The organism is Achromobacter sp. CF-sbj1-Ac2-l (assembly GCF_052698165.1).
Map to the genome: position 1 here is coordinate 3,897,464 of NZ_CP199855.1, position 23,536 is coordinate 3,920,999.

At 68.1% G+C, this 23,536-nt stretch carries 22 protein-coding genes; 5 read left to right on the top strand and 17 right to left on the bottom strand.

Annotation, left to right across the window (positions count from 1 at the left end):
* Positions 1-110: 110 nt before the first annotated feature.
* From ehuA to ACUDCK_RS17690, 6 genes are all read right to left on the bottom strand, one after another.
* Positions 111-881, bottom strand: a complete 771-nt coding sequence (gene ehuA / locus ACUDCK_RS17665; protein ID WP_049073126.1) for an ectoine/hydroxyectoine ABC transporter ATP-binding protein EhuA — start codon at positions 879-881, stop codon at positions 111-113.
* Entirely contained in the window at positions 878-1,549 is a 672-nt protein-coding gene (gene ehuD, locus ACUDCK_RS17670; RefSeq protein WP_175166731.1) for an ectoine/hydroxyectoine ABC transporter permease subunit EhuD, read from the bottom strand. Before ehuD ends, ehuA begins: the two co-directional genes overlap by 4 nt.
* Positions 1,546-2,199, bottom strand: coding sequence for an ectoine/hydroxyectoine ABC transporter permease subunit EhuC (ehuC, locus tag ACUDCK_RS17675; protein WP_064526387.1), 654 nt, complete (start codon positions 2,197-2,199; stop codon positions 1,546-1,548). Before ehuC ends, ehuD begins: the two co-directional genes overlap by 4 nt.
* Before the next feature lie 9 nt (positions 2,200-2,208).
* Positions 2,209-3,120 carry an ectoine/hydroxyectoine ABC transporter substrate-binding protein EhuB gene (ehuB, locus tag ACUDCK_RS17680; protein WP_054502093.1) on the bottom strand — a complete coding sequence of 304 codons (912 nt, stop codon included), beginning with the start codon at positions 3,118-3,120 and terminating at the stop codon, positions 2,209-2,211.
* A 177-nt stretch (positions 3,121-3,297) separates the two neighbouring features.
* On the bottom strand, positions 3,298-4,467 hold the full coding sequence (locus tag ACUDCK_RS17685; protein WP_054502092.1) for an ABC transporter substrate-binding protein: 1,170 nt from the start codon (positions 4,465-4,467) through the stop codon (positions 3,298-3,300).
* Positions 4,468-4,504: 37 nt separating this feature from the next.
* Complete coding sequence (locus ACUDCK_RS17690; RefSeq protein WP_064526381.1) at positions 4,505-5,449, bottom strand: ornithine cyclodeaminase family protein; 945 nt, start codon at positions 5,447-5,449, stop codon at positions 4,505-4,507.
* Between the two features lie 249 nt (positions 5,450-5,698).
* Between ACUDCK_RS17690 and ACUDCK_RS17695 the strand changes: the two genes are divergently transcribed.
* Both ACUDCK_RS17695 and ACUDCK_RS17700 read left to right on the top strand, forming a co-directional pair.
* Positions 5,699-6,124, top strand: a complete 426-nt coding sequence (locus ACUDCK_RS17695) for an OsmC family protein (protein ID WP_064523566.1) — start codon at positions 5,699-5,701, stop codon at positions 6,122-6,124.
* 121 nt (positions 6,125-6,245) lie between these two features.
* Complete coding sequence (locus tag ACUDCK_RS17700; RefSeq protein ID WP_175166730.1) at positions 6,246-7,535, top strand: Nramp family divalent metal transporter; 1,290 nt, start codon at positions 6,246-6,248, stop codon at positions 7,533-7,535.
* Positions 7,536-7,538: 3 nt separating this feature from the next.
* Here ACUDCK_RS17700 and ACUDCK_RS17705 read toward each other — a convergent pair whose 3' ends face one another.
* Positions 7,539-8,588, bottom strand: coding sequence for an LLM class oxidoreductase (locus tag ACUDCK_RS17705; RefSeq protein WP_064523572.1), 1,050 nt, complete (start codon positions 8,586-8,588; stop codon positions 7,539-7,541).
* Between the two features lie 25 nt (positions 8,589-8,613).
* Entirely contained in the window at positions 8,614-9,237 is a 624-nt protein-coding gene (locus ACUDCK_RS17710; protein WP_064523575.1) for a glutathione S-transferase family protein, read from the bottom strand.
* A 177-nt stretch (positions 9,238-9,414) separates the two neighbouring features.
* Here ACUDCK_RS17710 and ACUDCK_RS17715 point away from each other — a divergent pair, with 177 nt between their 5' ends.
* The gene (locus ACUDCK_RS17715; protein ID WP_175166729.1) at positions 9,415-10,299 is read left to right on the top strand and encodes a LysR substrate-binding domain-containing protein; all 885 of its coding nucleotides are present in this window, start codon (positions 9,415-9,417) and stop codon (positions 10,297-10,299) included.
* A 63-nt stretch (positions 10,300-10,362) separates the two neighbouring features.
* Here ACUDCK_RS17715 and ACUDCK_RS17720 read toward each other — a convergent pair whose 3' ends face one another.
* Both ACUDCK_RS17720 and ACUDCK_RS17725 read right to left on the bottom strand, forming a co-directional pair.
* On the bottom strand, positions 10,363-10,584 hold the full coding sequence (locus ACUDCK_RS17720; RefSeq protein ID WP_054430075.1) for a hypothetical protein: 222 nt from the start codon (positions 10,582-10,584) through the stop codon (positions 10,363-10,365).
* Positions 10,585-10,762: 178 nt separating this feature from the next.
* Positions 10,763-11,386 (bottom strand): TetR/AcrR family transcriptional regulator, encoded by a 624-nt coding sequence (locus tag ACUDCK_RS17725; protein WP_054502088.1) that lies wholly within the window; start codon positions 11,384-11,386, stop codon positions 10,763-10,765.
* 132 nt (positions 11,387-11,518) lie between these two features.
* Between ACUDCK_RS17725 and ACUDCK_RS17730 the strand changes: the two genes are divergently transcribed.
* Entirely contained in the window at positions 11,519-12,802 is a 1,284-nt protein-coding gene (locus ACUDCK_RS17730; RefSeq protein ID WP_054502087.1) for an MFS transporter, read from the top strand.
* A 149-nt stretch (positions 12,803-12,951) separates the two neighbouring features.
* Positions 12,952-13,749, top strand: a complete 798-nt coding sequence (locus ACUDCK_RS17735; RefSeq protein WP_175166728.1) for an alpha/beta fold hydrolase — start codon at positions 12,952-12,954, stop codon at positions 13,747-13,749.
* Between the two features lie 62 nt (positions 13,750-13,811).
* Here ACUDCK_RS17735 and ACUDCK_RS17740 read toward each other — a convergent pair whose 3' ends face one another.
* The 7 genes from ACUDCK_RS17740 to ACUDCK_RS17770 form a co-directional block, all read right to left on the bottom strand.
* The gene (locus ACUDCK_RS17740) at positions 13,812-14,549 is read right to left on the bottom strand and encodes an ABC transporter ATP-binding protein (RefSeq protein WP_006383976.1); all 738 of its coding nucleotides are present in this window, start codon (positions 14,547-14,549) and stop codon (positions 13,812-13,814) included.
* The gene (locus ACUDCK_RS17745) at positions 14,546-15,346 is read right to left on the bottom strand and encodes an ABC transporter ATP-binding protein (protein ID WP_006383977.1); all 801 of its coding nucleotides are present in this window, start codon (positions 15,344-15,346) and stop codon (positions 14,546-14,548) included. Before ACUDCK_RS17745 ends, ACUDCK_RS17740 begins: the two co-directional genes overlap by 4 nt.
* Positions 15,343-16,431, bottom strand: a complete 1,089-nt coding sequence (locus ACUDCK_RS17750) for an ABC transporter permease subunit (protein WP_064524669.1) — start codon at positions 16,429-16,431, stop codon at positions 15,343-15,345. The genes ACUDCK_RS17745 and ACUDCK_RS17750 overlap by 4 nt, the downstream gene beginning before the upstream one ends.
* A complete protein-coding gene (locus ACUDCK_RS17755; protein ID WP_049073110.1) occupies positions 16,428-17,357 on the bottom strand; it encodes a branched-chain amino acid ABC transporter permease in 930 nt (309 codons plus the stop codon). Before ACUDCK_RS17755 ends, ACUDCK_RS17750 begins: the two co-directional genes overlap by 4 nt.
* Positions 17,358-17,518: 161 nt before the next feature.
* Positions 17,519-18,664, bottom strand: coding sequence for a branched-chain amino acid ABC transporter substrate-binding protein (locus ACUDCK_RS17760; protein WP_049073109.1), 1,146 nt, complete (start codon positions 18,662-18,664; stop codon positions 17,519-17,521).
* Between the two features lie 187 nt (positions 18,665-18,851).
* A complete protein-coding gene (putA, locus tag ACUDCK_RS17765; RefSeq protein WP_054502084.1) occupies positions 18,852-22,673 on the bottom strand; it encodes a trifunctional transcriptional regulator/proline dehydrogenase/L-glutamate gamma-semialdehyde dehydrogenase in 3,822 nt (1,273 codons plus the stop codon).
* Between the two features lie 167 nt (positions 22,674-22,840).
* Positions 22,841-23,533 carry a PqiC family protein gene (locus ACUDCK_RS17770; protein WP_054502083.1) on the bottom strand — a complete coding sequence of 231 codons (693 nt, stop codon included), beginning with the start codon at positions 23,531-23,533 and terminating at the stop codon, positions 22,841-22,843.
* Between the last annotated feature and the right edge of the window lie 3 nt (positions 23,534-23,536).

A 23,536-nucleotide genomic window follows, 5' to 3' on the forward strand; every position in this document is an offset into this window, starting at 1 on the left:
CCGCGCGGCCAATCCCGACGCCCGCGTGGGGATTTAGGGTGGGACGAGGCCCGCCCTTTAGGGCCGTCCTTTAGGCCCGCCCTTTAGGGCCGCCCCTTATTTACCGCGACTTATTGCCCCTCGATCACGCTGTCCAGAAATTGCCGGGTGCGCGCCTCCTTCGGATCGCTGAACAGCGTCTGCGATTCGGCATCCTCGACGATGTTGCCCTGGTCGAAGAACAGCGTGCGGTCCGAGCTGCGCTCGGCGAACTTCATCTGGTGGGTGACGATGATCATGGTCATGCTCTTGCGCGCCGACAGGTCGCGCAGGATCTGCAGGATGCCGCCCACCAGCTCCGGGTCGAGCGCCGAGGTGACCTCGTCGAACAGCATGATCTCCGGGCACATCGCCAGCGCGCGGGCGATGCCGACGCGTTGCTTCTGGCCGCCCGACAACTGCGCCGGGTAGACGTCGAGCTTGTCGCCCAGCCCCACCATCTCCAGGTATTCCACCGCGCGCTCGCGGGCCTGGTCGCGCGACAGCCCCAGCACGTGCACCGGCGCCTCCATGGCGTTGCCCAGCGCGGTCATGTGCGGGAACAGGTTGAAGTGCTGGAACACCATGCCGATCTTGCCGCGCACCTTGCGCAGGTGCTCGGAATTGGGGCCGGCCGGGCGGCCCTGGGCGTCGGTCCACATCGGCTCGCCGTCGATCTCGATCTCGCCGCTGCTGGGCTGGTCCAGCGTCATCAGCACGCGCAGCAGGGTCGACTTGCCGGAGCCGGACGGCCCGATCACGGCCACCGTCTGGCCCGCCGGAATCTCCAGGTTGATGCCTTTGAGCACCTCCAGCTCGCCATAGCGCTTGTGCAGGTTCTTGATGGTGATGCTGGAACTCATCGCTTTCCTCCATATCGTTGCAGGCGGGCCTCCAGGCCGCGCACCCCCCAGGCCGCGATCAGGCTCAGCGCCAGGAACAGCACGCCGACCAGCGTCAGGGGCTCGGTGTAGCGGAAGGTGGCGGAGCCGATCATCTTGCTCTGCTGCAGCAGCTCGACCACCGTGATCGCCGACAGCAGCGGCGTGTCCTTGAACATGGCCACCAGGTAGTTGCCCAGCGCCGGCACCACCGGCGGGATCGCCTGCGGCAGCACCACGCCCACGGCCGTGCGCCACGGCGACATGTTCAGCGCCCGCGCCGCTTCCAGTTGGCCGCGCGGCACCGCCTCGATGCCGGCGCGGTAGACCTCGGCGCAATAGGTGGCGTAGTGCAGCCCGAGCGCCACGATGCCGGTCGCCAGGGGCGACATCTGCACCCCGGTCAGGGGCAGCACGTAGAACAGGAAATACATCTGCACCAGCAGCGGCGTGCTGCGCACGAACTCGATCACGAACGCCGTGGGCAAGGACAGCAGCGCCAGGCGCGAACGCCGCAGCAGCGCCAGCGCCAGGCCAAGCGTCACGGCCACCAGCATGCCCAGCACCGTGGCCTGGATGGTGATGACCAGCGCCGAACCCAGCGTGGGCAGGATCTCCAGCGCGAAGGACCAGTCGAATATCGGTTTCATCGGACGCGGACCCTCCGTTCAAGCAGGCGCACGCCGGCGGTGATGAGCAGCGCCACCGCGAAGTACAGCAGCAGCATGAGCGTGAAGATCTCGGTGGTGCGCAGGGTTTCGCTGCGCAGCAGTTGGCCGCGGAAGGTCAGGTCGGTGATGGTGATGAGCGACACCAGCGCGGTGTTCTTGAGCAGTTCGATCAGCAGGTTGCCGGCCGGCGGCAGCATGGCCGGAATGGCCTGCGGCACCACGATGCGGCGCATGATCTGGCCACGCGTCAGGTTCAGCGCCACGCCGGCCTCGCGCTGGCCTGGCGGCACCGCGCGGATCGCGCCGCGCACCACCTCGGCGCCATAGGCGCCGGCATTGAGCGCCAGCACCACGATGCCCACCAGCATGGCCGGCAGTTGCACGCCGAACAGCGGCAGCACGAAATAGAACCAGAACAGTTGCACCAGCGCCGACGTGCCGCGGAACACCTCGACGTAGATCGACGCCAGCCAGCGCACGGGGCGCACGGTCGACAGGCGCCCCACCCCGGCCGCCAGCGCCAGCGGCACCGCCAGCACGACGGCGCCCGCCATGATCTCCAGCGTCACCGCCAGGCCTTCCAGCAGTGGCGGCACCAGCTCGGCGATATGTTCGGATATGAGCTGCATCGGCGCCCCCTAGTTAGCGGCGCAGAGCTTGGCGGCCGTGACGTCCTTGGGCAGTTCCTCGGGCGTGAAGCCGAACGGCGCCACCAGTTTCTTGTGTTCCTCGGTGCCGATGAACTTGGCCAGCTCGGCATTGAAGGCGTCGGCAAAGGCCTTGTCGTCGGTGCGGAAAGCATAGGCGCCATAGCCGCGCACGCCCTTGCCGTCGATCACCGGATCGGTGAATGGTTCGGCTTTTTCCAGGCCGCTGCCGTCGTTGGTCTTGCCCATCAGGTCGTTGACCGTCAACGCCGTGGCCGCGTAGGCGTCGGCGCGGCCGGCCTGCACGCCGGACAGCGCGCTCACGGCATCCGGGAACACCACGATCTGGCCGGCCGGCACTTTCACCTTGGAGGCGTATTCGGCTTCGATGGCGCCCACCACCACGCCCAGCCTGGCGTCCGGGTTCTTGACCACGTCCTCGTAGCTGTGCAGGTTCTTCGGGTTGCCCTGCTTGACCAGGAACGCCTGGCCCACGCCATAGGTCGGGTTCGAGAACGCCACCTGGCCGCAGCGCTCGGGCGTCACGTACATGCCCGCCGCGATGATGTCGAATCGCTTGGCCTGCAGGCCCGGGATCAGCGAGCCGAACTCGGTCAGCACGCCTTCGACCTCGTTGATGCCCATGCGCTTGAGCACCACCCGCGCGATTTCCACCGATTCACCGGTGACCTTGGCTTCCTTGCTGTCCATGAAAGCGAACGGCGCCTCGTTGGCGTAGCCGATGCGGATCTTGCCGGCGGCCTTGGCGGCCGCCAGCGTGTCGCCGCCAGCGGCGGGCGCGCTGGCCCCCTGTGCGGGCTTGTCCGAGCCGGAGTCGGAGCAGGCGGCCAGCAGGCCCAGGCTCAGGGCCAGCAGGACGCGGCGGGTGCGTTGGACGATCATGGTCTTATTTCTCCCGAATTTATTTCTAGGTACATGGCTTCGCTAAAAATGATACGACATTAAATCATTTCACCTCTAATGATATGGACGAAAAAAAGCAGGCCGAAGCCTGCTTTTCCCCGTCCCGCCCTATGGCGGGTGAGCACTCGTTACGAACCGTACGGGACTATGTCGTCCCTATTTTTTCCCCGCCGCGTCCGCGTAGGAAAACTTGCCATTGCGCACCACGCCCATCACCCGGGCGCGCTCGTCGAAGCCCTGGTGGTTGTCCTTGGAGATGTTGAGCACGCCGTTGGGCACGATCAGGTCGCGGGTGTTCTCCAGCGCGTCGCGCAGGGCGATGCGGAATTCGGGGGTGCCTGGCTTGGCGCCGGTCTTGAGGGCGCGCGCCACCGCCGAATCCAGCAGCATCCAGGCGCCATAGGCGTCGCCGGCGAACTGCGTCAGGGTGTTGGCCCCATACTGGCGCTCGTACTTGTCGGCGAATTCCACCGCCACCTTCTTGACCGGGTTCGAATCCGGCAGCTCGCGCGCCACCACGCCGGGGCCGGTGGGGAACAGCGTGCCTTCGACGTCGCGCCCGCCGACCTGCAGGAATTCCAGCGTGCCGATGCCGTGGGTCTGATAGATGGTGCCGGTGTAGCCACGCTCGAGCAGCGTCTTCTGCGGCAGCGCCGAGGGCGTGCCGGCGCCGGCCACCAGCACCGCGTCCGGCTTGGCGGCGATCACCTTGAGCACCTGGCCCACCACCGACGCGTCGGTGCGCTGGAAGCGTTCCTGCGCCACGATCTTGATGTCATTGCCGGCGGCCGCGGAGAATTCCTTCCACCAACTGTCGCCGTAGGAATCGGCGAAGCCGATGAAGGCCACGTTCTTGAAGCCCTTCTTCTTCATGTCCTCGACCAGCACGGTCGCCATCAGCGAATCGTTCTGCGGCATCTTGAAGGCCCAGGCGCGCTTGGGATCGGACAGCGGCTCGACGATCACGCTGGAAGCCGCCAGCGCGATCATCGGCGTGCCGGTCTCGGCCAGCACGTCCAGCCCGGCCAGGGCGGCGGCGGTGGTGTTGGGGCCGACGATGGCGTCGACCTTGTCTTCCGAGGTCAGCTTGCGCAGGTTCTTGACCGCGCGGCTGACGTCCGTGCCGTCGTCCAGCACCACGTAGCGCGCCGGCTCGCCGCCCAGCGTATTGGGCCACAGGCGAATGGCGTTGTTGGTCTGGATACCGATCGCCGCGGCCGGGCCGGTGGTGGAGACATCCACGCCGATCACGATCTCGGCATGGACGGACAGGGCGGGAACGGCCAGCGCGACAGCGCAGGCGTAGCGGACGAAAAAGCGGGACATGACGACAGCTCGCAGGATGAAAAAACAGCGGATGGCGCTATTTTGCCTGACCGCTGCGGGCCTCGTAGACGAGCGCGGCCAGCGTCAGGTCCTCCAGCGCGCTGCCGACCGCCTTGAACACGGTCACTTCATCCGCCCGGGTGCGGCCCGGCGCCTGGCCGCACACCAGGTCGGTGAGGTTGCCGCGGATGTCCTCGCGCGCCAGCACGCCGGCCTCGAACGCGGCCAACAGGTCGCCGGCCTTGGTCGGCGCCTCGTCGGTATCCACGTAGACCGTGGTGCCGTCGAAGCAGGCCGTGTCGGTCTCGATCATGTCGGGCTTGAAGCTGCCGATCAGGTCCAGGTGGGCGCCGGGGCGCAGCCAGTCGCCGCGCACCAGCGGCACGGTGGACAGCGTCGCGCAACTGACGATATCGGCCTGGCGCACGGCCTGCTCCAGATCGAGGGTGCTGCTGGCGTCAAAGCCCTGCTCGCGCAGCGCCGTCGCCAGCGCCTCGGCGCCGGCCGGCCGCACGTTCCAGACCCACACCTTGTCGATCGGCCGCACCGTGCGCATGGCCTGCGCCACCAGCCCGGCGATGCGCCCCGAGCCGACGATGGTCAGCACCCGCGCATCCTCGCGCGCCAGGTAGGACGCGCCCAGCGCCGCCGCGCCGGCGGTGCGGAACACCGTCACCAGGTCGCCGTCCACCTGCGCCAGCGGCACGCCGGTGCGGGCGCTGTACAGGTTGTAGGTGGCGTGCAGGCCCGGCAGCGACTGGCGCGTGTTCTCGGGAAAGATGTTGATGACCTTGACGCCGAAGTAACCCTGCTCGTTCCAGGCCGGCATGATCAGCGTGGTCCCGTGCGCGCCGCCCGATTCGATCGCGTGGACATGGCGCGCGGGCACATGGGCGCCCTGGCGGAACGCCTCGCGCAAGGCCGGAATCGCCGCGTCGAACGACAATGCGCGGCGGGTTTGTTCGGTGTCGATCACTACCATCTGTATCCAATGCCTGTTCGGGTTGAGCCAGGGGCGAAGTGTGACGGCGCCGCGCGGCGCTGGCAAGGCGCCGCAAGCGGCGGTTACATCGGCTTGCCGGATGCGGGCGGCCGACAGGCGACGCCCCGCCGCGCCCGCCGTATCATGGTCCATGCCCCTTCCGGCAACGCGCGCCGCCATCGGGCCGGCCGCGCGCTCCCCCAACCGGACGCGTCCGTTTCGGGCGCGTTCCCTCAACAGGAGTCACGCATGAAGAAAACCGCAACCGCCGCCTGGTCGGGCGATCTGAAGACGGGCAAGGGTACGATTTCCACGCAGAGCGGCGCGCTCAAGAACCAGCCCTATGGCTTCAACACGCGCTTCGGCGACACCCCGGGCACCAATCCCGAGGAACTGCTGGGCGCTGCCCACGCGGGCTGCTTCACCATGGCGCTGTCCAACATCCTGAGCGAGGCCGGCCTGGCCCCGCAAAAGCTGGACACGCAGGCCGAGGTCACGCTGGACAAGGTCGACGGCGGCTTCGCCATCACGGCCGTGCACCTGACCGTGGAGGCCGTGATTCCGGGCGCCAGCGCCGAAGCCTTCGACGAGGCCGCGCGCAAGGCCGAAAAGGGCTGCCCGGTCTCCAAGGTGCTCAACGCCAAGATCACCATGGACGCCAAGCTCAAGTCCTGACCGGCCGCGGCAGGCCCGGATGGGGCGACGCCATTGGCCCGCCCTATCCGGGGCTTGCTGAAAATCAATTTGACGGTCATGCCGGAGATATGGAAAATGAGAACCATTCTCAGGAGCTAACATGACCCGATTCATCTACGCGATTTCAGGCGGCAAGGCGGCGTACCCTCAGGACGCCCAGGTCTCGGCCAACCTGCGCCGGGTGGTCGGCTCAGGCATCCTGGTGGCGGTGGGCTATATCGACCCGGGCAACTGGGCCACGGACATCGCCGGGGGCAGCGGCTTCGGCTACGGCCTGCTGCTGGTGGTGATCGCCTCGGCCATCCTGGCGCTGGGCTTCCAGGTGCTGGTGTCGCGCCTGGCACTGGCCACCGGCGAAGACCTGGCCACCCTCACCGCCCGCCACCTGTCCCCGCGCACCGCCAAGGCCGCCTGGCTGGCCGGCGAGGCCGCCATCCTGGCCACCGCGCTGGCCGAACTCATCGGCGGCGCCATCGCGCTGCGCCTGCTGTTCAACCTGCCGCTGCTGGGCGGCGTCGCGGTCACCGGCGTCGGCACCTTCGCCGTGCTGGCCCTGACGCGCGGCAACGCCGACCGCCACGAGCGCGTCATCGCCGTGCTGCTGTCGATCGTGGCAGCCTCGTTCGTGTTCCTGCTGTTCAAGGCCAACCCGGCCTGGACCGACGTGGCCCATGGCATGACGCAGACCGGCCGCGCGCTGCGCGACCCGCAAGGCTTCCTGATCGCGCTGGGCATCCTGGGCGCGACCTTGATGCCGCATAACCTCTACCTGCATTCCGGGTCGCTGGCGCAGCGCGCCCGCGTGCTGCCGGCCGACGCCCGCGACCTGGCCATGCGCGTGGCGCGCAACGACACCATGGTGTCGCTGGGCGTGGCCATGTTGATCAATTCGGCCATCATGATCGTCGCCGCGGCCTCGTTGTCCGGCTCCGGCATCATCGTCTCCAGCCTGGACGACGCCCATGCCGTGATCGGCCAGACCTTCGGCATCGGCGCCGCCATCGTGTTCGCGATCGCGCTGTACGCGGCGGGCCAAAGCTCCACCATCACCGGCGTGCTGGCCGGCCGCATGCTGTCGCAAGGCTTCCAGATCAACAGCGGCTGGTCCGATCGCCGCCGCGCGCTGGCCACGCGGCTGATCGCCGGCACCGTGGCCGCCGCCCTGCTGGCCTTCACCGGCGGCCAGGACCCAGACCAGTTGCTGGTGCTGAGCCAGGTCATCCTGAGCCTGGCCCTGCCGTTCGCGCTGGGGCCGCTGGTGGTATTGGCCTGCCGCAAGCAGGTAATGGGCCGCCACGTCCTGCGCGGCGCCTGGGCCTGGGCAGCCGTGGTCGCCACCGTTGGCATCATCCTGCTGGACGGCTACCTGCTGGTGGATATGGCGCTGTGATCCTCACCAGCGGCCGTCGCGCGGGGCCGGCCCCGGCAGCGACGGAAAATGCGGCAGCACTTCCTCGGCCAGCTCGTGGATGATTTCGGCCGCCGGCCGCTCCGAGAACTGGATTCCCAGCGCGGCGTGGTTCACCCCTGCTGCCTGCCAGTCGCGCAACAGATCGATCAGGCCGTTCCGGCCCGTGCGCAGCACGAAGCCGCCTTGCAGCGGCGTGCGCGGATGGTCGGGATCGTCGACCAGGTCCAGCCACTCGTTGGTCATGTGCGGCCGGAAACCGCCGTCCGGAATGCCCTGGCGCCAGATACGGATCTTGTCGGCAAGCCGCGCCGGCCCGCTCTTGTCGTGCGACGGACCGGGATAACTCAACCAGCCGTCCGCATGCTCGCTGATCCACGCCGGCGACTGGCCGGAGCCCCCCGTCACCATCAGCGGGATCACGCCCGTTGCCGGCTTGGGCAGCAACAGCGTACCGTTCAGGGTGCGACCCAACGGCGATTCGATGGCGCCGCCCGCGCTGCCCAGCAGCCGCCGGAAGTACGCCACCGCGTCGCGGAAGCGTTCAGCCCGCTGCTCGTGTTCGATGCCATAGGCCGGAAACTCCGACGGCCGGTCGCCCGAGGCGATGCCCATCACCAGCCGGCCGCCCGACAACTGGTCGATGGTGGCGGCGGCCTTGGCCAGATCGATCGGATGGCGCAACGGAAAAATTGCGCTGCCGGTGGCCAGCGCGACCGAGCGGGTCCGGGCCGCCAGGAACGACAGGTAGGTGAAGGGGTCGAAAACCTGTCCGGCATCGCCGAAGCCCACGTCCATCAAGGGCACGTCCCGTACCCAGACGGCGGCAAAGCCGAGCCGGTCGATCTCGGTCACGAGCTCCGACTGCCCCGCCAGCACCCGCATGTCGCCGTTGTAGAAGCGCAGCGGCAGGAACATGCCGAGGGTGAGCTGGCCGGGCGCGAACATGCGGCAATAACCCGGATGCGCGGCGAACGCCGGCGCGGAAGCGCCAGTGGGGACGGACACGGACGACGTCGTGGTGGATTCAAGCATTTTGCATTTCCATGATTGAGCGGGTTCAGGCGCCGACGGCCGGCGCGGGCAAGGTGACGCCACGCTGGACCGCCGGCCGGGCGGCGACGCGTTCGTGCCATGCGCTCAAATGGGCGTGGGCGCTGAAATCGAAGCCGACGATGCGGGCGATATGGGTCCAGCCGAAGTGCGCGATATCGGCAATCGAATAGTCTTCGCCCGCGATATGGGGGTGCCGCGACAGTTGCCCATCGAGCACGCCGAACGCGGCATCGCACAGGCCTCGATAGCGGTCGATCGCATCGGGCTGCGCGGTGGCCGAGAAAATCTCGAAGTGCACGCGTTGACCGAGGATGGGACCGACGCTGGCGGCATGGAACATCAGCCACTGGATGGCCTGCCAGCGCGCCCGGGGTTCCACGGGCAGCAGGCGGCGCGTCTTGTCGGCCAGATACAGCAGGATCGCCGCCGACTCGAACAGGGTGATGCCGGTGGCATGGTCGACCAGCACCGGTATGCGGCCGTGCGGATTGAGCCGCAGGAATGCCGGCCGCCGGTTTTCCCCCGCGTCGATATGCACGTGCCTGAGGGTATAGGGCAGGCCCAGTTCCTCCAGTGCGATAGTGATCTTGAAACCATTGGGCGAGCTGTCGGTATACAGGTCGATCATGGCTGTGCCCCGACCTGGACAGGCTGCCGGACACGGGTTGCAGGCATCATCAAAGCGATCCTCTCGGTTTAGTTTTCGTGGCGTCGGAAATTCAAACCGACCGCACCATGATGGCAACAAGCTCCTATAATCAGAAGCGATGATTTCTGCCACCATGCTTTAGAAAAACTAAACTCGATGCCCCCCGTCCCGCTTCAGACCCTGCGCACCTTCGTCGAAGTCGGCCAACGCGGCAGCATCAAGGCCGCGGCCCAGGCGCTGCACGTCACCCCGGGCGCGATCAGCCAGCAGATCCGCCTGCTGGAAGACCGCGTCGGCCTGGCGCTGTTCACCCGCGAACGCCAGGGCCTGCGCCTGACGCCGGCCGGCGCCACGCTGCATCCCGCCCTGCTGCAGGCCTTCGCGCAGATCGACCAGGCCATGGCGGCGCTGGAGGCCAGCAAGGGGCAACACACGCTGACCATCAGCACGGTCGCCACCTTCGCCGCCTCGTGGCTGGTGCCGCGGCTGGGCGCGTTCAAGCAATTGCATCCGGGAATCGAGATCCGCGTGGAGGCGACCTCGGCATTGACCGACCTGCGCCGCGACCGGGTCGACGTCGCCCTGCGCCACGGCCTGGGCGACTACCCGGGACTGGAAAGCGTGCGCCTGATGGCGCCGGTGCTGGTGCCCGTGGCCAGTCCGCAACTGGTCCCGCCGGGCGCGATCCGCGAACCCGCCGACTGCCTGGATTACCCGCTATTGCATGACTCGGACCGCGCCGACTGGCCCCTGTGGCTGGCGGCCTGCGGCGCGCCGGCGGATCCGCGCGCCGAACGCGGCAATGCCTTCGAGGATGACTTCCTGCTGATCCGCGCGGCGGAATCCGGCCAGGGGCTGGCCCTGGTGCCGCAGCAGTACGCGCAGCAGGAGATCGCCGCCGGCCGGCTGGCGCAGGTGCTGGACAAACCATGGCCCGCGCGATTCGCCTACTACGCGGTCACCGTGCCGGGCGCGACCGAGCGGCCGGAGGTACGGGCTTTCCTGGACTGGATCATCGACGCCGCGGCGGGAGCGGCCTGACAACGGCCTCCCCATGAAAAAACGCCAGCAATCGCTGGCGTTTTTCTAGCGCATGGCCCGGGTTCAGCGGCGGGCGGAGATCACCGGATGCTGGCGGCGGCCGGCGTCCATGTCGTGCAGCACTTCGCCGACGGCCCCGCCCAAGCGGCGCAGGCGCAGCTTCAGCCGACGCCAGCCCATGCGCGAGAACGGGCCGGACAGGGTTTCCGCCTTGATGGCCTCGCGGATCAGGGACCGCTCCAGCGCATCCGACATGCGGGCATTTTTCAACGCGGTATCGCTCATGATTCTCTCCTTGAGAAAGCGCGATGGGGGAACAGCACGAGTCCATCTTAGACCCGCGCATGCTGCGTTGCAATAAAAATGCCTAGCATTATTTTTGGCGTTGCGAAATAAGTACAAACACCACCACAACGGTGCATCCGGCACCACATCTGGCACCAGTATTGTGCAGTGCAAAAACCTATCGCCGCCCCAGATGTGCGTCAATCAGCAGGTCGGCCATGTCGGCCACCCGGGCGGCCGGACCGCCCTCGCCGAACAACTGGCTGGAGACGAAGGCGCCCTCGATCAGCAGCAACAACCCATCCCCCAGCTTGGCGGGATCGGGCGCGCCCATCTCGGCGGCCATGGCGGCCAGGCGCCGGCGCAGCTCGACCTTGTGCTCGACCGCGACCACGCGGGCCGGATGGCCGGCCTCGGGATATTCCACCGCGGCATTGGTCAAGCCGCAGCCGCGATAGCCGTTCTGCACCGCCCGCACGCTCAGGCCCGACAGATAGGCCCGCAACCCCGCCTGGGGATCGCCGGGATGCGCGTCGCAGGCGGCGTTGAAGCGCCCCCAGAACTCGGCGTCGTAGTCGCGCAGATAGACCGCGGCCAGTTCGTCCTTGGACGAAAAGCTGCGGTACAGGCTGGGCTTGGTGACGCCGGCCTGGTTGACGATGGCGTCCACGCCCACCGCCCGGATGCCGTCGCGGTAGAACATCTCGCGCGCCGTCTTGCGGATGCGATCGGCCGCCAGGAGCGGCTTCGCGGGCGTATCGGCGACGGCGGTCTTGCCACCCGCCGGGGATTTGCTGGCCATGACTGGAACTCCTCACTGAGACCGGCCGGCAAGGCCGGCCGCCCTGAAAACAGGGACGTCAAAAATACCTCTTGACGATGTTACTAACCGGTACATACTATTCGCAAACCAAATTACGTACCGGTCAGTAACATGAGTATAGCCCACCCCCCCATCCCCTTCCGCCGCGCCGGCCAGAAGTACGCGTTCGTCGTGGTCGCGGTCGTGTTCCTGGCCCTGCTGGTATCGGCCGGCCTGCGCTCCTCGCCCAGCGTGCTGCTGGTGCCGCTGGAGGAAAGCTTCGGCTGGAACCGCGGCACCACCTCGTTCGCCGCCGCCGTCGGCATCTTCCTGTACGGCCTGGTCGGGCCGTTCGCCGCGGCCGCCATGGAACGCTTCGGCCTGCGCCGCGTGCTGATCGCCGCCTTGTCGTTGATGGCCGCCTCCAGCGCCATCAGCGCCTATATGACCCAGCCGTGGCACCTGCTGATGACGTGGGGCGTGTTCTCGGGCATCGGCTCGGGCGCGGTCGCCGTGGTCATGGGCGCGACCGTGGTCAACCGCTGGTTCAGTAAGCATCGCGGCCTGATGATGGGCCTGCTGACGGCCAGCACCGCCACCGGCACGCTGATCTTCCTGCCGCTGCTGGCGGCGCTGGCGTCGTCGGGCGACTGGACCCGGGTGGTGTGGACCGTGGCCGGCGCCGCCGCCGCGCTGGTGCCGCTGGCCTGGTGGCTGGTGCCCGACCGCCCCGCCAGCGTCGGCCTGGTGCCGTTCGGCAGCGATCCGCATGCGCCGCCCGCGCCCGTTGCGCCGCGCACCGGCATGATCGCCGCCACCTTCGGCGCCCTGGGCCGCGCCGCCAAGACCCGCACCTTCTGGTTCCTGTTCGCCACCTTCTTCATCTGCGGTTTCACCACCAACGGACTGGTCGGCACGCACCTGATCGCGCTCTGCGGCGACCATGGCATGCCCGAAGTGCAGGCGGCCGGCCTGCTGGCGATCATGGGCATCTTCGACTTGTTCGGCACCACCGCCTCCGGCTGGCTGACCGACCGCTACGATCCGCGCAAGCTGCTGTTCGTCTATTACGGACTGCGCGGCCTGGCGCTGGTCTACCTGCCCTACTCCGACTTCTCGTTCTACAGCCTGGCGATCTTTGCGGTGTTCTTCGGCCTGGACTGGATCGCCACCGTGCCGCCCACGCTGCGCCTGGCCACCGAAGCCTTCGGCGACCGGGAGGCGCCCATCGTGTTCGGCTGGATCGTTGCCGGCCACCAGTTGGGCGCGGCCAGCGCGGCCTGGATGGCGGGCGTGGTGCGCGAGTCGCAAGGCAGCTACCTGATGGCCTTCGTCGCAGCCGGCGCCACCGGCCTGATCGCCGCCGTCATCGCCCTGCTGATCGGGCGCGAGCGGGTCGTGGCGCAGCCTGCCTGAGCCGGCCTTCCCGCCAGCGCGCCGGCGGCGACGCCGCCCCGTTGACGCTGGCGCCGGCGATTTGATAGGATGGTTGCACTTTGAAAACGCCCTCCCGGTCCGCCGGGAGGGCGTTTCGTTTTCGTTCCCCTCACACAAGGAAACCTGGAATGAAGACGTCCCTTGAAATCCATCCCGGCTCGCCGGCCGGTCTCGGCTACGCGCGCCTGGGCCACGGCCCGATCCCCGTGCTGGTCCTGCACGACTGGCTCGGCGACCATGGCAGCTACGATGCCGTCATGCCCTGGCTCGACGGCCAGGCCTTCACCTACGTGTTCGCCGACCTGCGCGGCTACGGCCAGTCCATCGCGCTCACCGGCGCCTGCACGGTCGAGGAAATCGCCGCCGACTGCCTCGCGCTCACCGACCGGCTCGGCTGGCGGCGGTTCCACATCATCGGCCACTCGATGACCGGCATGATCACGCAACGCCTGGCGGCGGACGCGCCGTCACGCATCGCCAGCGCCATCGCGGTGTGCCCCGTCTCCGCCGCCGGCAACCCCCTGGGGCCGGAGGCCCTGGCGTTCTTCGCCAGCACGACCGAGGACGACGACGCCTTGCGCCGGCTGTTCCGGCATGTCTCCAGCAGCCTGTCCGACGGCTGGGCCGACGCCAAGGTCCGCCACAACCGCGCGACCGTGGCACCCGCCTGCCGGCGCAAGTACCTCGACATGCTGGTGACGGCGGACTTCGTCGACGCCGTGCGTGGAATCGAGACACCGTTCCTGGTCGTGGTCGGCGATCGGGACCCGGGAATCGACGCGCAAGCGATGCAAGGCAGCTTCCTGGCCTGGCATCCCAACGCGACGCTGCACGTCATTGCGCATTGCGGCCATTACCCGATGCAGGAGTGCCCGCCCGCCTTCGCCGCCCTGATCGAGGGCTTCCTCAAGCGCCAGGCCGGCTGAGTCCGACGCGCATAAAAAAAGCCCGGCATGGCCGGGCTCTTTTATGCGGCAGAGGGACAGGCCTACGCCTCTTCCACTTCCCCCAGGTACGCCGCGCGCACCTTGGGATCGTGGAGCATGTCGGCGGCGGGACCGGACAGCGTGATCTCGCCGGATTCCATCACGTAGCCGCGGTGGCTGTTCTCCAGCGCCAGGCGGGCGTTCTGCTCGATCAGCAGGATCGTGACGCCTTCGCTGGCGATGGTGCGCACCACTTCGAAGACCTTCTCGACCATCAGCGGCGCCAGTCCCATCGAGGGTTCGTCCAGCAACAGCAGCTTCGGCCGCGCGATCATCGCGCGGCCCATCGCCACCATCTGTTGCTCGCCGCCCGACAGCGTGCCGGCCGCCTGCTTGCGGCGCTCGGCCAGGCGCGGGAACAGCGTGAACACGCGGTCGGTGTCCTGCCGCACCTGCGCGGCGTCGCGCCGGATGTAGGCGCCCATCGCCAGGTTTTCCTCGATGGTGAGCTGGCCGAAGATGCCGCGGCCCTCGGGCACCATCACCAGGCCCTGGCGCACCAGCTCGTGCGACTTCTGGCCGCCGATGGACTGGCCGCCGTAGACCACTTCGCCGCCGGCCAGCGGCACCAGGCCGCAGATGGCGCGCAGGGTCGTGCTCTTGCCGGCGCCGTTGGCGCCGATCAGGCACACCAGTTCGCCTTCGTCCACGCGCAGGTCGATGCCACGCACCGCGCGGATGCCGCCGTAGGCGACCTGCAGGCCGCGCAGTTCCAGTAGGGGTTTGCTTGCCGTCGTCATGCCGGGCGCTCCTGATGAATCAGCGGATCCTGGGCGGCGCCCGCGCCCAGATACGCTTCAATGACCTTGGGGTCGCGCTGCACCTGGGCGGGTTTGCCCATGGCCAGCACCTTGCCGTATTCCAGCACCAGCACGCGATCGCACAGGCCCATGACCAGCTTCATGTCGTGCTCGATCAGCAGCACCGTGACGCCGTCGTCGCGGATCTTCTCGATCAGCTTGCGCAGCACCACGGTTTCCGAGGCGTTCATGCCGGCGGCCGGCTCGTCCAGCGCCAGCAGCTTGGGATCGGTGGCCAAGGCGCGCGCGATTTCCAGGCGGCGCTGGTCGCCGTAGGGCAGCGAACGCGCCACGTCGTTGGCGCGGTGGCCGATGCCGACGTAGTCCAGCAGCTCCTGGGCGCGGGCCTCGATGGCGGCTTCCTCGGCACGCGTGCCGCGGGTACGGAACACCGCGCCCAGCACGCCGGCGCGGGTGCGCATGTGGCGGCCGATCATGACGTTCTCGATCGCGCTCAGGTTGGCGAACAGGCGGATGTTCTGGAAGGTGCGCGCCAGGCCCGCGTGCGCCACCTCGTGCGGTTTCTTGCCCGACATCGAGGCGCCGTTGAAGGTGCAGCTACCGTCTTCCGGGATGTAGAGGCCCGTAAGCACGTTGAACAGCGTGGTCTTGCCGGCGCCGTTGGGGCCGATCAGGCCGTAGATCTCGCCCTGCTCGATGTCGAAGCTGACATCCGACAAGGCCTGCAGGCCGCCGAAGCGTTTGCCCAGTCCCTGGGCTTGCAGCAGTTTGCTCATGCCGCGCCTCCCTGCGTCTTGGTGGCCAGCTCGCGCTTGCGCACGGCGGACGGCCACAGGCCGGCGGGACGGAACAGCATCACGCACACCATCGCCAGGCCGAACAGCAGCATGCGGATGCCCTCGGGATCCAGCACCACGGCGCCGAACACCATCTGCTGCACCGGCTCGACCACGGCGCGCAGGAATTCCGGCAACGCGGCCAGGATCAGCGCGCCCAGGATCACGCCCGGGATGTGGCCCATGCCGCCCAGCACCACCATGCACAGGATGGAAATGGATTCCATCAGCGAGAAGCTCTCGGGGCTGACGAAACCCTGCATCGACGCGAACAGCGCGCCCGCCACGCCGCCGAACGAGGCGCCCATGGCGAAGGCCAGCAGCTTGATGTTACGGGTGTTGATGCCCATCGCCTTGGCGGCGATCTCGTCTTCACGGATCGCTTCCCAGGCGCGGCCGATGCGCGAGTTCTGCAGGCGCACGCACACCAGGATGATGATCAGCGTCAGCGCCAGCAGCAGGTAGTAGTACTTCTCCGGCCCGGTCACGCGGATGCCCAGCAGGCTCTCGGTGCGGCCAAAGGCGAACTCGCCCACCTTGAAAGTATCGATGCGGTTGATGCCCTGCGGGCCGTTGGTGATGTTGACCGGCGCGTTCAGGTTGTTCAGGAAGATGCGGATGATCTCGCCGAAGCCCAGCGTCACGATGGCCAGGTAATCGCCGCGCAACTTGAGCGTCGGCGCCCCCAGCAGCACCCCGAACAGGCACGCCACCGCCAGCGCGATCGGCAGGATCGCCCAGAACGGCAGGTGCAGCCCGAAGTGCGGCGAGGCCAGCAGCGCCCAGGTGTAGGCGCCCACCGCGTAGAACGCGATGTAGCCCAGGTCCAGCAGGCCGGCAAAGCCCACCACGATGTTCAGGCCCAGCGACAGCATCACGTACAGCAGCGCGAAGTTCAGGATGCGGACCCAGCTCTGGCCGGCCATGCCGATCACGAACGGCAGCACCGCCAGCACGATGCCGATCAGCGCGATGCCGATCAGGTTGCGGGTCGACAGCCCGCTGTGTTTCAGGGTGGTGCTCATGCGCGGTCCCCCACACGCTCGCCCAGCAGGCCGGACGGACGGAAAATCAGCACCAGCACCAGCACGAAGAACGCGAACACGTCCTGGTAGTGGCTGCCCAGGAAGCCGCCGGTCAGGTCGCCGATGTAGCCGGCGCCCAGCGATTCGATGATGCCCAGCAGCAGGCCGCCCGCCATGGCGCCGACCAGGTTGCCGATGCCGCCCAGCACCGCGGCCGTGAAGGCCTTCAGGCCCAGCATGAAGCCCATCGTGTACTGCGACACGCCGTAGTAGGTGGCCACCATCATGCCGGCCACCGCGGCCAGCGCCGAGCCGATCAGGAACGCCGCCGAGATCACGGTGTTGATGTTCACGCCCATCAGGCCGGCCACTTCGCGGTTCTGCGCGGTGGCGCGCATGGCGGTGCCCAGGCGCGTCTTGTGCACCACGGCCAGCAATCCGCCCATGATGAGCGCGGCGATCGCGACGATGGCGATCTGCAGCGTGCTCATGCGCGCGCCGAAGATCTCGAACACCCGCGGCGACAGCACCTGCGGGAAGTTCAGGTAGTTGCGGCCCCAACCCATCATCGCCACGTTCTGCAGGATGATGGACACGCCGATGGCGGTGATCAGGGCGGCCAGGCGCGGCGCGCGGCGCAGCGGCCGGTAGGCCACGCGCTCGGCGGTCCAGCCCACGGCCATGCACAGCGGCACGGACACCAGCAGGCCCAGGCCCAGCACCATGAAGGCGGAAGCGGACGGGTCGCCGCCGACCAGCGAGATGGCGATCGTGGTGGCCGCCATCGCGCCGATCATGACGACGTCGCCATGCGCGAAGTTGATCAGCCCGATGATGCCGTACACCATGGTGTAGCCAAGGGCGACCAGGGCGTACACGCTGCCGAGCGTGACGCCGTTAATCAGTTGTTGAATGAAGATATCCATAGGGGCCGTGGAAATAAGCCTGGAAAAATCGCGCGAGGATCGGATGCGGCGCGGCCCGGGGGCCGCCTTCGCGCAAATCGCCGCCGCGCCGGGCGGCGCGCGCGGGGTCAATCAGGATGGCCAGGCACGGCGGCGCCGCGTCCTGGCCGGGTCAGGCGGCCTTAGTTGGCCTGGCTGACCATCGTTTCAACCATCTCCCACTTGCCATTCTTGACTTCGTAGATGGTGACGGAGATTTCCTTCAGGTCGCCGTTCTTGTCGTAGGCGATGTGCTCGCTGGTCGCGCCCTTGCGGTTCAGCTTGGCCAGTTCCGGCAGGTACTTCTCGGGCTTGGCCGAGCCGGCCGCTTCGATCGCCGCGATCATGTTCCAGGCGCCGTCATAGGCGTAGGGCGCGTAGACGCCGGGGGCCTTCTTGAAGCGCTCTTGGTAGCGCTTTTCGAAGTCCTTGCCCGCGGCCATCTTGTCCAGCGGCACGCCGGCCAGCGAGGCGAAGGTGCCGTCGGCGGCGTCGCCGGCCAGCTTGATGAAGGTGTCGCTGCGGGTCATTTCGCCCGAAACCAGCGGCGACTTCAGGCCCAACGTGGCCAACTGGCGCTTCATCGGGCCGGACTGCGCGTCCAGGCCGCCGTAGAAGATGGCGTCGGGCGCCGAGCCCTTGATGTTGGTCAGGATGGCCGTGAAGTCGTTGGCCTTGTCGGTCGTGTACTCGCGGCGCACCACCTGGCCGCCGGCGGCCTTGACGGCCTTCTCGACCTCGTCGGCCAGGCCCTGGCCGTAGGCGGTGCGGTCATCGATGATGGCGACCTTCTTGGCCTTCAGGCTTTGCACCATGAACTTGCCGACCGCGGCGCCCTGCTGGGTGTCGCTGGTCATCATGCGGAAGGTGGTTTCGTAGCCCTGCTTGGTGTACTCGGGCGACGTGGCCATGGCGATCTGCGGCAGGCCGGCTTCGTGGTAGACGCGCGAGGCGGGGATCGTGGTGCCCGAATTGAAGTGGCCCAGGATGCCGACCACGTTCTCGTCGACGAGTTGCTGCGCCACCTGCACGCCGACGCGCGGATCGGCCTGGTCATCGCGCGACACCAGCACGAACTTGGCGGGCTGGCCGTCGACCTTGATGCCCTTCTTGTTGGCTTCTTCCAGGGCCAGGTTCAGGCCGTTCTGCATGTCCTCGCCGTAGTGCGACTGGGGACCGGTCAGGGGCGCGGCAAAGCCGAACTTGACGTCGGCGGCCTGCGCGGCGGCGGCCATGCCGACGGCGGCGATGCTGGCGGCGACAAGCTTCAAAGTGGTGCGAAACTTCATGGGAATCCTCCGGTATGTCGGATGTGGCTTTGTTATACCTGGGCTTTTGGGCCAGGTGATCTATTTGAGTGCGATTGCCGGGTTGCCACAATCGAACTTCAGGTGCGACCGGATTTTGCTTCCAGTGCAACCTCGCTAGATATTGGAGATAACCCTTGGTTTCCCAAGGGTTACCCCTCGGTCACGTTCAACCGATGGTCATGAGGCTGGCGTTGCCGCCGGCCGCCGCCGTATTGACGCTGATGGAACGCTCCGTCAGCAGGCGCTCGGGCACATACGAGGCGCCGGCCGCCAGGGCATCCGAGGTCAATCCATGCACCGCCAGGATGGCGCCGGGGCGTTGCGCGATGCGCTGGTTCAGCGTGCGCAGCGTGTCGCCATCGCCTTCGAACAGCACCGCATGGTAATCGGCGTGGTCGACCTCGGCATCGGCCAGAATGCCCGCCTGCCCCTGCTGCTCGGCGTCCAATCCCGCCAGCAGCGCCTGCGCCGCCGGCGTATCGGCGAACCACGCGTGATTGCCGGTCAGACGCGCCGCCGCCCATTGGGCACGCGCGCCGGCCTCCGTGGCCGCCACACAATAGACCGCGCCGCGCGGCTCGACCATATAAGTGTTGGTCTCGCCAGTGGGACCCGGCAATGCAATGCGCTGCGGCAACGGCGCGGCCGCGTCCAGCGCCGGCGGCAACCCCTCGGGGCGCGTGCCCAGCAGGCGGTACATATATAGCGGGCCGCCAGCCTTGGGACCGGTGCCCGACAGGCACTCGCCGCCGAACGGCTGCACGCCGACCACCGCGCCGACGATGTTGCGATTGACGTAGACGTTGCCGGCGTGGACCTGGCCGGTCACGTGGGCGATGGTCTCGTCGATGCGGGTATGCACGCCGAAGGTCAGGCCATAGCCGGTGCCGTTGATGGCGTCCAGCAGCCCGTCCAGCTCGTCGCGGGCGTAGCGCACCACGTGCAGCACCGGACCGAACACCTCGCGGGTCAGTTCGCTGATGTGGTCGATCTCGATGATGGTGGGCGCCACGAACGTGCCGTGGCGGCATTCGCCATTCAACTCCACCTGGTCCACGCGGTGGCCCGCCGTGCGCATCGCATCGATGTGGCGCTGGATATTGTTGCGCGCCTCCGTATCGATGACCGGTCCGACGTCGACCGACAGGCGGTCGGGATTGCCCACGCTGAGCTCGCGCATGGCGCCGCGCAGCATGGTCAGGACGTGATCGGCATTGTCTTCCTGCACGCACAGCACGCGCAGCGCGGAACAGCGCTGGCCGGCCGAATCGAATGCGGAGCTGAGCACATCGAACACCACCTGCTCGGCCAGCGCCGACGAGTCGACCACCATGGCGTTCTGGCCGCCGGTCTCGGCGATCAGCGGGATGGTGTGGCCGTCGTCGTCCAGGCGGTCGGCCAGCGTGCGCGCGATGATGCGCGCCACGTCGGTCGAGCCGGTGAACATCACGCCGCGCACGCCGGGGCTGGCCACCAGTTGCGCGCCCACGGTTTCGCCGCGGCCCGGCAGCAGTTGCACGGCGCCCGGCGGCACGCCGGCGGCGCGCAGGATCGCCACCGCCTGCGCCGCGATCAGCGGCGTCTGCTCGGCGGGCTTGGCCAGCACGGTATTGCCGGCCGCCAGCGCGGCCGCGACCTGGCCGGTGAAAATGGCCAGCGGGAAATTCCAGGGGCTGATGCACAGCACCGTCCCGAGCGGACGATGGGTGTCGTTGCTGAATTCGCGGTCGGCCTGGTCGGCGTAGTAGCGCAGGAAGTCCACCGCTTCGCGCACCTCGGCGATGGCGTTGGGCAGCGACTTGCCGGCCTCGCGCACGATCAGGCCCAGCAGGGTCTGCATCTGCTCTTCCAGCATTTGCGCGGCGCGGCGCAGGCATTGCGCGCGCTCGGCCACCGGGGTCGACTGCCAGATGGGCGCGGCATTGGCGGCGGCGCGCAGGGCGGCCTCGGCTTCCTCGCCATTGGCTTCGATGACGTGGCCAACCACGTCGTGCAGGTTGGCGGGGTTGCGCACCTCGATGGCCCGCGCCGTGTCCCAGGCGCCATCGCCCTCGCCCAGCATGGGCGCGGCGCGCCAGGGCGTGGCGGCGCTGGTCAGCAGCGCGGCCGAGAGCGAGCCCAGGCGGTGTTCGTTGCTCAGATCCAGGCCGGCGGAGTTGGCGCGCGCGCCCTGCTGCGGATTGCCGTAGAGTTCGCGCGGCAGCGGGATCTTCTCGTGCGGCGCGCCCAACGGCACGATGCGCGAGGCGGCCTCGACCGGATCGGCCACCAGCGTCTCGACCGGGATGCTCTCGTCGCCGATCAGGTTGACGAACGAGGTGTTGGCGCCGTTTTCCAGCAGGCGGCGCACCAGGTAGGCCAGCAGCGTTTCGTGCGTGCCGACCGGCGCGTAGATGCGGCAGGGGCGGTTCAGCTTGCCCTGCGCCAGCGGTCCGACCACTTCGTCGTACAGCGGCTCGCCCATGCCATGCAGGCACTGGAATTCATACTGGCCGGGGTAGTAGTTCTGGCCGGCCAGTTGGTAGATCGCCGACAGCGTGTAGGCGTTGTGGGTGGCGAACTGCGGATACACGGCTTCCGGCGCGCCCAGCAGCTTGCGGGCGCAGGCCAGGTAGGCCACGTCGGTGTAGACCTTGCGGGTGTAGACCGGATAGCCCTCCAGGCCGTCGACCTGGGCGCGCTTGATCTCGCTGTCCCAGTAGGCGCCCTTGACCAGACGCACCATCACGCGATGACGGCTGCGGCGGGCCAGGTCGATGACGTAGTCGATCACGAACGGCGCGCGCTTCTGGTAGGCCTGGATGACGAAGCCGATGCCGTTCCAGCCCTCCAGCTCGGGCGTGAAGCACAGCGCCTCCAGCAGATCCAGCGAGATCTCGAGGCGGTCGGCTTCCTCGGCATCGATGTTCAGGCCAATGTCGTAGCTGCGCGCCAGGATGGTCAGCGCCTTCACGCGCGGCAGCAGCTCGGCCATGACGCGTTCGCGCTGGGCGCGCGAATAGCGCGGATGCAGCGCCGAAAGCTTGATGGAGATGCCGGGGCCTTCGTAGATGCCGCGGCCGGCGGCGGCCTTGCCGATGGCGTGGATGGCCTGTTCGTACGAGGCGTAATAGCGGTCGGCGTCCTCGGCCGTGGTGGCCGCTTCGCCCAGCATGTCGTATGAATAGCGGAAGCCGCGGCTTTCCATCTTGCGGTTGTTGGCCAGCGCTTCGGAAATGGTCTGGCCCGAAACGAACTGCTCGCCCATCATGCGCATGGCGATGTTCACGCCCTTGCGCACCAGCGGTTCGCCGCCCTTGCCGATCAGGCGCGTCAGCGCCTTGGACAGCGACTGCTCGCTGCTCACGGCCACCAGCTTGCCGGTGATCATCAGGCCCCAGGTGGCGGCATTGACGAACAGCGACTGCGAGCCGCCCATGTGCGACTTCCAGTCGCCGCGCGCGACCTTGTCGCGGATCAGCGCGTCGCGCGTGGCGCGGTCGGGAATGCGCAGCAGCGCCTCGGCCAGGCACATCAGCGCCACGCCTTCCTGGCTCGACAGCGAGAATTCCTGGATCAGGCCTTCGACCCCGCCGCCGGTGCGCTTGCCGCGCAGCTTCTTGACCAGGTCAGTGGCCATCGCATGCACTTTTTCCAGGTTCGGCATGCGCGCCTGGCCCAGCAGCAGCGGCACGCATTCCGGCTCGGGGCGGCGGTAGGCGGCGGTAATGGCCGCGCGCAGCACCGATTGCGGCTGCACGTCCTGGCCGAATTCGTAGAACGGCGGCGTGGCGGCGGCCTGGTGTTCGCCCCCCTCGTCATCGCCTCCCTCTTCCCCGCCCAGATGGGACATCTCGGCGGGCAGGTGGCCGCGCTCGATCTTGTCCAGGTAGGCAAGGATCGCCTGCTTGTGCAGCCAGTGCGGCGTGCAGTTGAGTTTGTGCGCGGCGGCCTTCAGGCGATCGCGTAGCGCGTCATCGACCTTGACGCCGAGGGTGGTGCTGGCCATAAGAGATTGCTTCCTGTCGCATGGCAAAGGTCACACCGGACCCGCAAGGGGGCCCGGCATCGGTAGGACCGTATGCTAGTCAGGTTGCAACCGGGTTTGTATTAAGGTTAACCCTAGGGTTAACCGATTGAGATCGCGACAGGTTTTGGCGCCCTGCCCGTCCCTTTTTAAGGCTTGTCGGCATCGGGCAGGGGCGAGCAGCCCAGCATCCGCACCGCGCCGCCGCTGTCGGGCGTCTGCCCGCGGATGGCGGACGCCATGGCGCCCGCCAGCGCCGCCACCGCGCGCTGCTGCGCGGCGACCAGCGCGGGGATGCCGGCCTCCGACACGGTTTCGGTGACAACGCTGCGGCACAGCAGGCCGTTGCCCTTGAGATTGACCGGCCGCACCCGCCAGGTGGCGTCCAGTTGCGCCATGCTGCCGGACACCAGGTCAAACCGCTGCACGTCGGTCTGCACCCGCCAGACCGGCGCGGTGGGCGCGGGCTTGACCACCTGCACGTCCAGCGCGCCCAGGTCGTGCTTGAGCGCGTCGGACAGCGCACCGCGGATCTCGTCCCCCAAGGGCGAACTCCAGCGCTCGGAATACATCGCCGCCACGCTGCCGTCGCCGGTGCGGACCATCAATTGAGGCTGGTCGGCCTGGGCCGCCACATTGACGCCCTGCACTTCCAGCAGGAACGGCGCGGCGGCGCGCGGCACGGCCGGGGGCTGGGGCGCCGGCCCTTGCAGCGTGTAGTAGTGCACGGGCGGCGACGAGGCGCAGGCGGCCAGCAGCAGCGGCAGCGCCAACAGCGCCAGGCCGCGCGCAAACGGGCCGGGGCGGGAGGTCGGGAAGGGACGGAAATCGAGTCGGGTCATGGG

Excerpts from the sequence above, each read along its gene's own strand:
- ehuA (WP_049073126.1), bottom strand. The coding sequence starts at position 881 with ATGAGTTCCAGCATCACCATCAAGAACCTGCACAAGCGCTATGGCGAG.
- ehuD (WP_175166731.1), bottom strand. The coding sequence starts at position 1,549 with ATGAAACCGATATTCGACTGGTCCTTCGCGCTGGAGATCCTGCCCACG.
- ehuC (WP_064526387.1), bottom strand. The coding sequence starts at position 2,199 with ATGCAGCTCATATCCGAACATATCGCCGAGCTGGTGCCGCCACTGCTG.
- ehuB (WP_054502093.1), bottom strand. The coding sequence starts at position 3,120 with ATGATCGTCCAACGCACCCGCCGCGTCCTGCTGGCCCTGAGCCTGGGC.
- ACUDCK_RS17685 (WP_054502092.1), bottom strand. The coding sequence starts at position 4,467 with ATGTCCCGCTTTTTCGTCCGCTACGCCTGCGCTGTCGCGCTGGCCGTT.
- ACUDCK_RS17690 (WP_064526381.1), bottom strand. The coding sequence starts at position 5,449 with ATGGTAGTGATCGACACCGAACAAACCCGCCGCGCATTGTCGTTCGAC.
- ACUDCK_RS17695 (WP_064523566.1), top strand. The coding sequence starts at position 5,699 with ATGAAGAAAACCGCAACCGCCGCCTGGTCGGGCGATCTGAAGACGGGC.
- ACUDCK_RS17700 (WP_175166730.1), top strand. The coding sequence starts at position 6,246 with ATGACCCGATTCATCTACGCGATTTCAGGCGGCAAGGCGGCGTACCCT.
- ACUDCK_RS17705 (WP_064523572.1), bottom strand. The coding sequence starts at position 8,588 with ATGCTTGAATCCACCACGACGTCGTCCGTGTCCGTCCCCACTGGCGCT.
- ACUDCK_RS17710 (WP_064523575.1), bottom strand. The coding sequence starts at position 9,237 with ATGATCGACCTGTATACCGACAGCTCGCCCAATGGTTTCAAGATCACT.
- ACUDCK_RS17715 (WP_175166729.1), top strand. The coding sequence starts at position 9,415 with ATGCCCCCCGTCCCGCTTCAGACCCTGCGCACCTTCGTCGAAGTCGGC.
- ACUDCK_RS17720 (WP_054430075.1), bottom strand. The coding sequence starts at position 10,584 with ATGAGCGATACCGCGTTGAAAAATGCCCGCATGTCGGATGCGCTGGAG.
- ACUDCK_RS17725 (WP_054502088.1), bottom strand. The coding sequence starts at position 11,386 with ATGGCCAGCAAATCCCCGGCGGGTGGCAAGACCGCCGTCGCCGATACG.
- ACUDCK_RS17730 (WP_054502087.1), top strand. The coding sequence starts at position 11,519 with ATGAGTATAGCCCACCCCCCCATCCCCTTCCGCCGCGCCGGCCAGAAG.
- ACUDCK_RS17735 (WP_175166728.1), top strand. The coding sequence starts at position 12,952 with ATGAAGACGTCCCTTGAAATCCATCCCGGCTCGCCGGCCGGTCTCGGC.
- ACUDCK_RS17740 (WP_006383976.1), bottom strand. The coding sequence starts at position 14,549 with ATGACGACGGCAAGCAAACCCCTACTGGAACTGCGCGGCCTGCAGGTC.
- ACUDCK_RS17745 (WP_006383977.1), bottom strand. The coding sequence starts at position 15,346 with ATGAGCAAACTGCTGCAAGCCCAGGGACTGGGCAAACGCTTCGGCGGC.
- ACUDCK_RS17750 (WP_064524669.1), bottom strand. The coding sequence starts at position 16,431 with ATGAGCACCACCCTGAAACACAGCGGGCTGTCGACCCGCAACCTGATC.
- ACUDCK_RS17755 (WP_049073110.1), bottom strand. The coding sequence starts at position 17,357 with ATGGATATCTTCATTCAACAACTGATTAACGGCGTCACGCTCGGCAGC.
- ACUDCK_RS17760 (WP_049073109.1), bottom strand. The coding sequence starts at position 18,664 with ATGAAGTTTCGCACCACTTTGAAGCTTGTCGCCGCCAGCATCGCCGCC.
- putA (WP_054502084.1), bottom strand. The coding sequence starts at position 22,673 with ATGGCCAGCACCACCCTCGGCGTCAAGGTCGATGACGCGCTACGCGAT.
- ACUDCK_RS17770 (WP_054502083.1), bottom strand. The coding sequence starts at position 23,533 with ATGACCCGACTCGATTTCCGTCCCTTCCCGACCTCCCGCCCCGGCCCG.